We start from the raw sequence: 11,933 nt of genomic DNA on the forward strand, positions 1-11,933 counted from the left end.
TTCTCCACTACATCCCTGAAACGTTTCGTTGGCTCGTAGACCGCTACATCCATACAGCACTCGTTACATACCTTGAAGACGAGGTGCCCTCCTTGTATACGCCGGGGCTTCGATGAGACAGTACCAGTCAGCCTCACACACATATATGGGTGTACATCACACACTGTATCCACCGGATGTAGATGGCTATCAGTGTGCTGGTTTGTCCGGAAGACAGCCATGTATTCCACTGGTTCAAACACCCTGAGGTATTTAGACGCATCTATGAGGTCCCATGGATACTCTCCTCTAATCCCGTAGAGAACGGGATCCGGGCCCCTTGGGATTATCAAGGAGCGTTTCGACTCGTAGTCGTAGTTGAGTATTGTTTTCCCCTGGGTCGCCTTATCCATTTCCATTATACTGTTTTCATCGATCATCCTGGGTTTACCAATGTATTCACGCGTCCTATAGGCTATCAACTCATATGTATAGTCTCCACTGAGCATCTGGATGCCTATGGCTGCTAAGGCGCCTATCACGCCTCTCCTACCCCTTGGAGCGTGAACCCGTATCCTCTCGCCTAGCCTCCCAATTACTCTTAGAGCGTAGTCTAATGGGATGAAGTCGTATAGTGCTTTCTCCCCATACTTCTCCAGGAACCCTGGTACATCCCCTATAAGGAATACTAGTGAGGGCTGGTGCTTGGGGTTAGAGTATTCAGCCACGTATTCGTCGACCTTGTTCTCCACGTGTTCAATGACATCCACTAGATCGCTTTCACTAGCGACGCTTAGCCTTATAGCGAGGGCGCCGTTTCCCCTGGTCTTCCATGGAACAGCCGGGTTCAGCCTGATGAGGTTCAAGTAGTCTGTGAACCATATATTCCCTTTGCCTGAGAGCTCGTGGACTATTTGGACAGCTATATGTGTTGTACAGCCACCCATGGGGGAATCAATGTCATCTAACCCTATGTGGAGCCTAATGCCCTCCACTACCTAGCCCCCTTTCCTAGCGAGGCATAGCATACCTCCTACTATCAGGGGTAGCGTTATCGTTGCATCAGCGTATACTACTATATGCTTACCCGTAGGCTTGAGCTTCCCCCAGCTAATCGCCTCCCTCGGTTGTGCCCCACTCAAGCTCCCATCGTACTCTACAGCAGTGGTAATGTATACCGCGTAGTCTAATCCATCCTTCATCTGGGCCCACCATATGGTGTGATGCTTACTGATCCCCCCGCCGATAATCAAGGCTCCAAGCCTCTTAGCCGCGAAAACCATGTCTATTATCTTCTTCTCATCGCTTATCAAGTCTACTTCAACACCGGTGGATGCATGGTTGAAGACTATCTGCGACCCGAAGCTGCCGTCGAATATGCCTGGGACGAAGACCGGTATGTTTTTCTCGTAAGCGGCGCGTAGTATACTGTTTTTATCGCTTATCCTCTTACCTGCCTCATAGAGGAGTTCGCTGACACTCCACTTCTTCTTTATAGCTCCGATCTCTTCGAGGAGTTTCCTTGTAAACTTCTCAACGGCTAAACCATAGTTCTCCAGGGGGATCAATATGTTGCCGAGCCTATGGATCTCAACACTCCTCAGTAGTGCATCATCATACATCCAGTCCCCCTTGTAGTATGCGTGCCCCGTGCCTCTAGCTATATCATGATCTATCGTACCACACGTCGTCACCACAGCATGGAAGAACCCGTCCCTAATCAACTGCGCCAGTAACCCCCTTAAACCTGTTGAAACAATGTTGCCTGTGAAGGCAAGGAACCGGGTTGCCTCACTATCCCTGGTCATCTCATTGAGTATCTGGCTCGCCCTATAGACATGCCCGGCCATGAAGCCATGGGCATCCCCGAGCTTCTCCACGAGCTCGCAGATTGTTATCTCCGGTGTTATAGTGATATCTCTTACAACCTCGCCGAGCAGTCTGCTTCTCAACTCCTCTATGTTGAACTCCTCTGGCATATGATCCACCATTATCCGCCACCCACTCAATAATTTTAGCCAGGTATATTATAGTTTCATTATAGAGTCCAAGCAATCATAGAGTGAATGGTGGCATAGGTAGTGGGTTCACCCCTAGAGAAGGAGATATTATTAAGGATACTTAAATCAAGGAGAATACTGGTTGACGAGGTTCAGGCAGCCTATGGTGTGGTCGATGACGTGCTTGACAAGCTCCTAGGGGACAACAGGGACTTTATCACGGTTAACGGTAGAATGATAATAGTTGATAAGCCACTTGAACTTGCCTTGAAACTCCTAGATCAAGGAGTAAGCGTGAAAAGGGTAAGCGAGGCACTGGAGTGGAGGGACTTCGAGAAACTGGCATCCACTATAATGAGTGGGCACGGGTACATTGTTGAGACAAACGTATTCCTCTCAAGCCCTGTGAGATTCGAAATAGATGTAGTAGGAGTGGATCCGGTGAGCAGGCTCGGGATACTCGTAGATTGCAAGCAATGGTCCCATAATACTAGGCGGAGGTTGATCGAGGCAGGAACCAGGCAGATTGAACGCCTAGGAAAGCTTATCTCACACTACGAACATGTTAGAAGCAGGTACAGGGTATTCGATTACATGAGAGAAGCCATACCATTAATTCTAACACTACAGACACCTGTTGTAAGGATATACGAGAACGTGTTATATGTAAGTATAAGGGAGTTCAACGACTTCCTGAATAATATCAGGTACGTGATTGAGTCATTCAATATAAAGCCTTCCCCAACTCCACTTAAATGATGGGCCTCCAGTTATAAGCTGTCTCTCTCCTGCATCAGTTTCACCGGGGTTTAGTAAAACAATGGTTCGCAACTTTTTTAAATAATTTTAAAACCATATTTACGCAGGTGTTATACTTCATGAGTAGTGAAGTCATTGCTGATACTTACAGTAGGAAGATAATGTTGCTTAAGACGCTTGACAGCATAATAGACTTCTCTAAGGCCAGCAGCCAGCTCTCCATAGTGTTATATTTATATAATACCAAGACGCCTGTTGGTGTGTCTGAGTTAGCCAGGGTTATTGGTGACACTAGGAAGAGTATTCTCGATAGTCTTAGAAAGCTCGAGAAGAAAGAATTGATTTCTAAAACCATGGTTAACGGCGAACTCCATATATCGTTAAGCCAGAAAGGAGAAGAGTATGTCAAGAAGCTGATAGAGCTGTTTCACCCGATTAAGGTTAGCGATGACCAACAACTGCTCCAGGTACCTGTTAGATTAAACCTAGCTAAAGAAGTGATAACATCACTGAACCTATATAAAATAATTGTTAAGACGGGTCTCTCCAGGAAGGGATGGCTCCTCGTTGACGAGTTGAAGAACCTGGTTGGAGATGAAAAGATCCTCACTATAATACTGGACTCATTCACGATGCCGCCTACAAGGATACTAAGACGGATCAAGATTGCGGGAAGAGATGCAGTTGAATTAGATAAAATGGGGCAGGAAATATTAAGGAAGAGCCCCCATTATACTGTTTTTAGAAGCAACAGCATTTACAGACTACTCGTCAGATTAACCGGCTCTCCCTGGGTCTTCGAGATAATGCGGTTCCTCTCAATAACCAGCTTCGTGTTCCTCGCATTAAGCATTCTACTACTAGTTGCCAATGCGCCTACGGTTTTAATTGCTGTAGGATTCCTAACCGCATTAATATTCTTATCCCTAGGCATCACGGTCAGCTATATAAAGGTAGAGTAACCTGTGAAAAATGAATCGTGGGGATCAGGGAAGGTGGGATCGATTCACTACATTACTGCTATTCCAACAAGATCCATTAAACTATTATATCCCAAGTCAATCAACCATTTGTGGAGTCCGCTCAGTATTTCATCCACAATATTCTCATTCCAGATCAAAGCTGTACCCACCTGCACAGCCCTAGCCCCGGCTAGCATGAGCTCTGCTACATCCATCCATGATGACACGCCTCCAACCCCTATTATCTCAGCCCTGTACTCCCTGTATACGTCGTATACCACTCTCACAGCTATTGGATGAATCGGTGGCCCCGAGAGGCCTCCATACTTGTTACTCAGCACAGGCTTTAAAGTGTATACATCTATGCTCATAGCTTTCACAGTGTTTATCAGCGTTAAGGCTTTCACGCCTGCCTCGAGGGCTTTACCAGCTGACTCGATTACTCTATCTGTTAACCCTAGCTTAGCTATCACAGGTAAGGATGCTACAGATACTACATCCTTTACTATTCTGTAAACCAGCATGGGATCACTGCCCAACTCAAGGCCGTAGCCTTCCGCATGGGGGCAACTAAGGTTTAACTCGACTGCATCCACGCCAGCCTCGCTAGCTAGCTCGGCAAGCTTTACAAACTCCTCCACACTGGAGCCGCCGATGCTGAGGATCAGTGGTTTACTAAGTTCCCTTGCCTTCCTAGCTAGAACCGGAATCACTCTGGCCCCGGGATTCGCTAAGCCTACTGCGTTTAGGAGCCCGTTATTCCTTAACTCAACAATAATGGGTGGGGGATACCCTTCCCTAGGATTCAACGTTATAGTCTTGGATACAAGGGCTGAGAAACCCTGCTTAGCCAGTATCTCAAGGTGCTCAGGCTCCGAGCCCAGTATACCGCTTGCATTCATAACAGGATGCTTCAGCCTTAGCCCAGCTATACTTGTTTCAAGCACTTCAACCACCCTTGAGGAAACCCTCTATATCACGGCACCTGAAGACTGGGCCGTGCTTGCATAGTAGGAGGGGATGGGGTTTCAAGACACATGAGCCACATGCCCCAACCCCACATTTAACAAGGGTCTCAGTGTTGACATACAGCTCTATACCAGTATCACTGAGCAGGCTACATACCTCTCTTAGCAAGCCCTGCGGCCCAGAGGCTATCACTAGATCCCATTTACCCGGGTTCTCATGGATCACCCTGGATGCAAGCATTGATGCTCTACCACAGTAGCCAGCGCTGCAGTCCTCGGTCGCGACATATATTTCGGTATCCTTGTTTACAGTGTTGAGTAGACTCCTAGGGTTGAATAACTCGTCTCCCCCTCTAACACCCCATACCAGGTCTACTGAAACGCCTTCTTCACATGCTTTCCTAGCAAGATAGAAGAACGGAGCTATCCCTGAGCCCCCCGCTATAAACAATATCCTCTTATAGCTCCACGGCTTAAACCCTGCACCATAGAAGCCCATTACTCCTAGGAAACCACTGTGAAGCCTGATCAATGCCCTTGACCCCTCTCCTCTTTCCTTCACGATTATCACTACCTCACCATTACTGAAGTCCGCTACACTCATTGGCAGCAAGTCTACTCCGGGCACCCATGCCAGCAGGAATTGAAATGGTAAGGGTTCCTTGATTCCATCGCTGAGTATCTTGATCCTCTTTAGATACAGTGTCTTGCTAAGCTTCTCGGAGCCAGTTATCTTAGCCGGGTAGTACACCCTGGTTCACCGTTCTTCCTGCTGAGTACTTGTCAAGGTACTCAAGTAGCTCACGGTATGTTGCCTCGTTGATTAATCCATGAGCGTAGAGATCCCTGAAGACCTCTCTCGCTGTTATTAACCGGAATAGCTCGATACCCCTGGAGGCAAGTACCTCACGAGCTCCCTGCTCCCTGTCAACGAGGACAGCTACTCTCACCGGTATCCCGCCTGCTTCCAATATTGCTTCGACAGCCTTCAGTATCGAGGAGCCCGTTGTAGATACATCGTCAAGTATCAGGGTTCTCAAGCCAGTTACATCTCCCTCGATCAGCGAGCTGGTTCCATGGTTCTTCTTTTCCACTCTGACATATGCCATCGGCTTATTTGTGAGGTATGAGACATATGTAGCTAGAGGTATTCCTGCTGTCGCGACACCCACTACTACATCGATATCGTCGAGTTTTACTCTACGTGTTAGCTCCAGGATGATCATCCTAGCGAGATCCGGGTACATGTATAGTCTCCGCATATCGATGTAGAATGGGCTCTCTATGCCTGAGGATAGCTTGAACCTCCCTATCTTCACCATGCCCCTCTTATAGAGCTCAATGCTTATCCATGACACTTCGACCACCTCTTCAACTGTATCTCCCTAACCTCCCTGGCTGCTTCACCAGGATTCTTTGAACCGGTTATCAGCCTACCTACTATCTCGTAATTGGCACCCACGCATAGTGCTGAGCCGGGTTCAGCTCCCTGGATCCCTATACCTGGCGAGTATATCTTTATTGATCCGCCAAGCCTCTCCCTCGCATACCTGATTACATTCGGCCTCGTAGCTGGTGCGACAATGCCTTCAACTCCTGCTTTCACTGCTAGATCTAGGAATTCATCGATATGCTTATCTATGAATTCCCGTGAGCCGTCATGACTCATGGATGCCACTAATATAACGCCTATCCCTGTAACCATGGATGTCTTCACAAGGGTCTCTAATGCACCATTATATCCTACAAAGGCGTGGGCTATAACAGCGTTTACACCAGTGTTTGCGAGATGCTTGACCGTAGTACTCATTATGTCCCCTATATCCGCTAGCTTCAGATCCGCTATAATCGGCTTCCCCGTGAGCCTCCTCAGCCTTCTAATCCCTTGTTTACCATGCTTTAGAACGAATGGGATACCTATCTTATAGCCTGAAACATACTCATCGACTTCCCTTACAAGGATATCTATCCTCTTGTCTTTCTCCTCCCTTACAGGTGGATCAATTGCAACAACTAACATGAAGCCCGCTTTAGCTATGTAAACCAGGACTTAAAAATATTCTAGTTACTATACCTTTCAAGTGCCTCTCTTATCCTGTATGGATCCAGATATAGCTCTGAAGCCTTGATCTCCCTTAGTATCCTTAACGACTCCTCGTAGACATCTCCCCCTCTCGCCTTAGCTAAGCCGTACAGAGTCTCAGTGAACGACCATGGGTAGAATATCCATGCCCATTCATCGATTTTCTCAACGTAGTAATCAGGCTTGAATGAACTTGTGGACTTATAGTGTACAACGGCTGTCTCAACGAGGTCGGCCCCTAGATCCCTTATTAGCCTGGTTATCCTGGTTAAAGTAGCTCCCGTATCAACTACTTCATCCACTACTAGCACCTTCCTATTTTTAAAATCTGGTGGTTCATGTATTGAGATCTCCGGCTCACTACGTATCTTACCACCGATCCCCCATAGCTTTGACCTTAGGACCACTAGGTCTTCTACACCAAGCACATCGCTGATTATTCTAGCCGGTATTAATCCTCCCCTAGATACGGCTATCACTGTATCGTATCGCTTCCCGCTATCAAGTATCATGGATGCAAGCCTGTAGCATAACTCTATGGCTTTACTCCATGGTATGTAGATGATCCTCAAGTCCACACCGCCTCAGCAGGGCTCTATAGTGCTGGGAGGCTTGGATGTGATAGCATAGGTAACCATTGTCACATCCTGGATACTATTAGTGATCCTCCTACTAATCTCATCGAGTACATCATAGGGTATCTTTGAGTAGTCGGCAGTCATCCCGTCAACGCTTTCGACTATTCTAACGGTGACTATGTAACCGTGGCTTCTAGCATCACCCTTTACCCCGACCCATCTATCATCGCCTATAACGGCAAAGGCCTGCCACACTCTACTGTATAACCCATACTCTCTGAGCACATCCTCAACTATCTTAGAGGCCCTCCTACACACATCCAGCTTCTTCTTTGTGAAGACACCTGTAATCCTGACAGCTAACCCAGGTCCTGGAAACGGATGTCTCTCGATTATTTCACGGGGAACACCGAGTAACCTAGCTATCTCTCTCACCTCATCCTTGTAGAGGAAACGCAGTGGCTCCAATATCTTAACCCTACCCCTAAACCACTCGGGTAATCCTCCGACGTTGTGGTGTGATTTGATCACTGAGGCTGCCTTACGGGTTCCACCACTCTCGATTACATCAGGGTATGTTGTACCCTGTAGGAAGTATTCAGCACCTTCTTTTTCAATGATTTCAGAGAATATTCTCGCAAACTCTTCACCTATTACTCTACGCCTCTCCTCGCAGTCAGTGGAGCCCTCGAGCTTCGAGATGAATCTCTCCTCGGCATCCACTATTAAGGGGTTTAACCCAAGTTTCTCGAGGGATGTGACAACAAGCTCTCTTTCCCCCTCCCTCAGTAAACCATGATCAACTAACACGGGTATTAATTTATCGTTGAAGAGCTTCTTCCCTATCAAGGCTGTAACAGTTGAATCTATGCCGCCGCTGACACCGACAACGGCTACACCATTCCTGGTTACCTCCCTGCTGAGTTCATCAATTATGTACCTGTAGTAGTTCTCGGTCCTCCAAGCCCTTTTCGCATTAATGATCCCGAGGAAGTTATCCAGGAGCCTCCGGCCTTTCACAGTGTGATGTACCTCTGGATGAAATTGGACACCGTAGACAACCCTGTTGTTCACGACTGCTTTAATAGCTGCCACCACTTTATTCTCGCTTTCAGCTAGTAATGTAATGGAGTCGGGGAGGTCTTCGATGCATTCGCCGTGGCTCATCCAGACTACCTCGCTGTTGTCCCATCCATTAAATAACGCATCACTACTCAGTATCTCCACGGTGGTTCTACCATACTCGCTGCACCCTGTAGACAGCTTGGCACCGAGGAGGTATCCTATTAACTGGTGGCCGAAGCATATTCCTAGTAATGGCTTATTTCCCTCCATGAGGATCTTCCTAGCTGTCTCCACGGCGTCTTTGTCAAGGCTTTTCACGCTTAAATGGCTGCCTGATAATATTACCGCGTCATAGTCCTCGATGTTAACGCGATTTAAATCCCTGTAGAAGACTATCTCGGAGTATACTTCGAGTTCCCTGATTCTCCTAGCTATTAAATGTGTGTACTGCCCACCGTAGTCCACTATCAGGATCCTGCTTCCAGGTATATCGATAATGTTTTCCCGTGTCATGATGAATAGTATAGCCGGCTATGTCTTAAAAACAGGGTTTAAATGGTTTTCATGTATAAAATCATTGTTTCACAGGCCCGGTTTTACATTAAATCTATTAAAAATCCATCGAGGCCGGATTACTCAACTATATAGCTGTCCTCACATATGGAATAGGTCTTCACCTTCCTTCCAACCCCCTTAACCACGTGCTTGCCGCATACAAGCCCGAGCTCCTCAAGAGATTTAAGCGCCTTATACACTCCTCTAAGGCTGTATCTCCCGAGGATCCTCCATACCTCGTAGGCTGTGAGCTCAGATTGCTTCTCGAGGATCCCAAGTATCTCGGAGCCCAGCTTACTTAGATTCCTTCTTTGCCTAACATGTTTCTCGCCAACAGTGATCACAGCTATGGAGTTACCAATGGTTTTCGCGACAGCGTATGCCAGTGCCGAGACCATCTTCGTTCTTACACCTATACGGCTTAATTCAAGTAGCGCTTCCAATGCCTCAGCCTTATCAACCTCTTCTATTTTAACACTGTTACTACAGTGTTCTATGAGCCAGGGTTTCTCAGCACCCTTCACCATAGCCCCCATGATCACGTATCCTGGATCTATGCCTAGATAGCTGAGCTCTTTGAGGGCTTTGCAGAGCGAGAAGGCTAGGGTACCTGTTTCAACCGGTACAATAACGTTTTCAGCCCTGAGTTTCCTCTCATATATCTCGAGCAATATAGTCTTCAATCCCTCTATAGTTAGTGGATTAATGTAGGGGATGTCCGCTTCCCCTGTATCACCTATTTTTATGGTGAAGCCAGCCCTGTGAATACTGATTAATTCATCAACGTCAGCGTTAAAAGGATCCTTGATTACTATACTTCCCTTAACCAATCTACGCGTATAATACGTAACGGAGTAAGCGAAGTCCTCGGCATACTCGACGCTAATGATTTTTCTACCCGTAGAAGCTAGGTAACTGGCAATAATGCTTGACGCTCTATCAGAGTATGAGCCCGTGGGATTCTTTCTCTCGTTTTTAACTAGTACTCCATTCACCACTCTAAGCGGTGTAAGCCCCTCGCCCATCGATATCTTACGGGGAAACCCTGGTAGAAGACCCCTATACCTCCAGATACTTGCCTCATTCCTCTCTATACTTAGGGAGGCTCTCTCATACTCTAGAACAGTTACACCTCCACATACAGGGCATTTAAGATGTAACCCTTTCTCACTCCACCCGCATTTCAGACACCGTGAAAAAACCCATGTATCCTGGCCCAAGATACATTCCTCACACTATCTCTTGGCTTGCTGGATAATATAGTTGTAGAGCCTTATATCACCCGTTATCTCGGGATGGAATGTCACTGCGTACAGGTTCTTCTCACGTGCAGCAACACCATGCCTACCCAGCGAGGAATCGTTGAGGTAACCAGTTATCCTCGCAGGCTCACGCGCCTCGAGTATTATAGGAGCTCTTATAAACGCTGCCCGCACCTCCCCTATATCCTCAATATCGACCGTCGCAATGAATGATTCCCTTTGCCTCCCATATGCGTTCCTCATTATCCTGATATTCATTGCCCTGAGAGTATACTGTTTTGTCTCCCCAACAACCCTGTCGACCACCTCTTTAGCCAGGAGTATTGCGCCAGCACAGGTGCCTAGAACTGGTTTACCGGTCTCCATAAACTCCACTAAGGGCTTGCTGAGCATCCTGTTCTCTATTAATGAGCCTATTGTCGTGGATTCACCGCCTGGTATTATCAATGCATCAATGTCTGAGAGCTCCTTTGAATGCTTAACGATCACTGGTTCAACTCCTCCAAGCGATTTAAGCACCTGGTAATGCTCAAGGTAGTCTCCCTGCAGAGCTAAGACGCCTATTTTAATCATGACTACACACCTCGCTCCTGCATCAACTCCTCGGGTTTAAGCCTCCTGATATCTATCCCGAGCATTGAAGCTTTCTCAGACACCATTTTCTGCGCCTCAAGCACCGTCTCTGGGTCATCCCAGTAAGTTGTTGCTAATACTATCCCTCGGGCCCTGGCCTCTGGATCATTACTCTTGAATATGCCTGAGCCAACGAAGACTCCATCGGCACCAAGCCACATCATTAAGGCTGCATCCGCAGGCGTCGCTATCCCTCCAGCTGCAAAGTTCACGACAGGCAGTCTCCCTAGTCTGGCTGTTAGAAGAGCAAGCTCGTAGGGAACTCGGTTCTCCTTCGAGTAAACCCATATCGCCTCTACATCTCCGTTCCTATAGTAGCCGTTGAGCATGTAGATATCCCTGTTTACGATCTTTATGTGTTTAACGGCCTCAGCTACGTTACCAGTACCCGGCTCCCCCTTGGTTCTGATCATTGATGCTCCCTCATAGATTCTTCTCAACGCCTCTGGGAGGCTTCTAGCACCATTAACAAATGGCGTCTTGAACAACCATTTATTAATATGGGCTTTCTCATCGACAGGCGTCAACACTTCACTCTCATCTATTAGGTCGACTCCAACTTCCTCTAGAACCCTGGCCTCAAATTCATGCCCTATCCTACATTTCGCTGAGACAGGTATAGTTATAGAGCTCATTACCTCCTCTATAACCTTTACATCAGCCGTTCTCGCGACACCTCCAGCCATTCTGACATCGTAGGGTAATTTATCAAGCACCATCACCCCTACAGCACCTGCCTCCTCAGCTATGATTGCCTGCTCGGGATTAGTCACATCCATGATGACCCCGCCTTTAAGCATAGATACAAACCCGTATTTCACCAGGGGTGTTGCTACCTCTCTCCCTGGAACAGGGTATCCCTCCTCCCTGAGTTTATCCCTTTGCTCTAAGAGCTTGTAGAGAAGGCTTCCTAGCTCCTCGAGGAACACGTAGGCGTCAACAAGCTTCAATAGGGGTCACCAGATGTATTAAATGCATTGCATTATAGGATAAACATTGTTGAACGTTCCCATGGATAAGGGTTCAGGTCTCATATAGGTTTATTTAAATTGGTTTCATCACTTCATCCTTGTTCCCCCTGTATCCCCT

The 11,933-nt window shown here is 47.3% G+C and carries 13 protein-coding genes; 2 read left to right on the forward strand and 11 right to left on the reverse strand.

Going from position 1 to position 11,933, the window contains the following annotated elements:
• Positions 1-974: TiaS agmantine-binding domain-containing protein (locus tag ACP5N5_RS02875; RefSeq protein WP_428132672.1), on the reverse strand; the 974-nt coding region annotated here is incomplete at its 3' end.
• A gap of 3 nt (positions 975-977) precedes the next feature.
• Positions 978-1,958: a deoxyhypusine synthase gene (locus ACP5N5_RS02880; RefSeq protein ID WP_276814584.1), complete on the reverse strand. Its 981-nt coding sequence runs from the start codon at positions 1,956-1,958 to the stop codon at positions 978-980.
• 102 nt (positions 1,959-2,060) lie between these two features.
• Between ACP5N5_RS02880 and ACP5N5_RS02885 the strand changes: the two genes are divergently transcribed.
• Positions 2,061-2,738 carry a restriction endonuclease gene (locus ACP5N5_RS02885; RefSeq protein WP_012608139.1) on the forward strand — a complete coding sequence of 226 codons (678 nt, stop codon included), beginning with the start codon at positions 2,061-2,063 and terminating at the stop codon, positions 2,736-2,738.
• Between the two features lie 119 nt (positions 2,739-2,857).
• Positions 2,858-3,700: a hypothetical protein gene (locus ACP5N5_RS02890; RefSeq protein WP_276814550.1), complete on the forward strand. Its 843-nt coding sequence runs from the start codon at positions 2,858-2,860 to the stop codon at positions 3,698-3,700.
• 47 nt (positions 3,701-3,747) lie between these two features.
• Here ACP5N5_RS02890 and pyrD read toward each other — a convergent pair whose 3' ends face one another.
• The 9 genes from pyrD to pdxS all read right to left on the reverse strand — a co-directional run bounded on the left by pyrD (position 3,748) and on the right by pdxS (position 11,794).
• On the reverse strand, positions 3,748-4,647 hold the full coding sequence (gene pyrD, locus ACP5N5_RS02895; RefSeq protein ID WP_042667368.1) for a dihydroorotate dehydrogenase PyrD: 900 nt from the start codon (positions 4,645-4,647) through the stop codon (positions 3,748-3,750).
• Position 4,648: 1 nt separating this feature from the next.
• On the reverse strand, positions 4,649-5,419 hold the full coding sequence (locus tag ACP5N5_RS02900; protein WP_428132684.1) for a dihydroorotate dehydrogenase: 771 nt from the start codon (positions 5,417-5,419) through the stop codon (positions 4,649-4,651).
• Positions 5,403-6,026, reverse strand: a complete 624-nt coding sequence (pyrE, locus tag ACP5N5_RS02905) for an orotate phosphoribosyltransferase (RefSeq protein WP_428132688.1) — start codon at positions 6,024-6,026, stop codon at positions 5,403-5,405. Before pyrE ends, ACP5N5_RS02900 begins: the two co-directional genes overlap by 17 nt.
• Positions 6,014-6,688: an orotidine-5'-phosphate decarboxylase gene (gene pyrF, locus ACP5N5_RS02910; protein ID WP_428132691.1), complete on the reverse strand. Its 675-nt coding sequence runs from the start codon at positions 6,686-6,688 to the stop codon at positions 6,014-6,016. Before pyrF ends, pyrE begins: the two co-directional genes overlap by 13 nt.
• Positions 6,689-6,729: 41 nt before the next feature.
• The gene (locus ACP5N5_RS02915; RefSeq protein WP_042667371.1) at positions 6,730-7,323 is read right to left on the reverse strand and encodes a phosphoribosyltransferase; all 594 of its coding nucleotides are present in this window, start codon (positions 7,321-7,323) and stop codon (positions 6,730-6,732) included.
• A gap of 12 nt (positions 7,324-7,335) precedes the next feature.
• Positions 7,336-8,907, reverse strand: a complete 1,572-nt coding sequence (gene guaA, locus ACP5N5_RS02920; RefSeq protein ID WP_428132700.1) for a glutamine-hydrolyzing GMP synthase — start codon at positions 8,905-8,907, stop codon at positions 7,336-7,338.
• A 119-nt stretch (positions 8,908-9,026) separates the two neighbouring features.
• Positions 9,027-10,169, reverse strand: a complete 1,143-nt coding sequence (locus tag ACP5N5_RS02925; protein ID WP_428132705.1) for a pyridoxal-5'-phosphate-dependent protein subunit beta — start codon at positions 10,167-10,169, stop codon at positions 9,027-9,029.
• Positions 10,170-10,184: 15 nt separating this feature from the next.
• Entirely contained in the window at positions 10,185-10,781 is a 597-nt protein-coding gene (pdxT, locus tag ACP5N5_RS02930) for a pyridoxal 5'-phosphate synthase glutaminase subunit PdxT (RefSeq protein ID WP_042667932.1), read from the reverse strand.
• A gap of 5 nt (positions 10,782-10,786) precedes the next feature.
• On the reverse strand, positions 10,787-11,794 hold the full coding sequence (gene pdxS, locus ACP5N5_RS02935) for a pyridoxal 5'-phosphate synthase lyase subunit PdxS (RefSeq protein ID WP_012608150.1): 1,008 nt from the start codon (positions 11,792-11,794) through the stop codon (positions 10,787-10,789).
• Positions 11,795-11,933 lie beyond the last annotated feature (139 nt).

Origin of the sequence: Desulfurococcus sp. (assembly GCF_049970475.1) — an archaeon.
Taxonomy (GTDB): Archaea; Thermoproteota; Thermoprotei_A; order Sulfolobales; family Desulfurococcaceae; genus Desulfurococcus; species Desulfurococcus amylolyticus.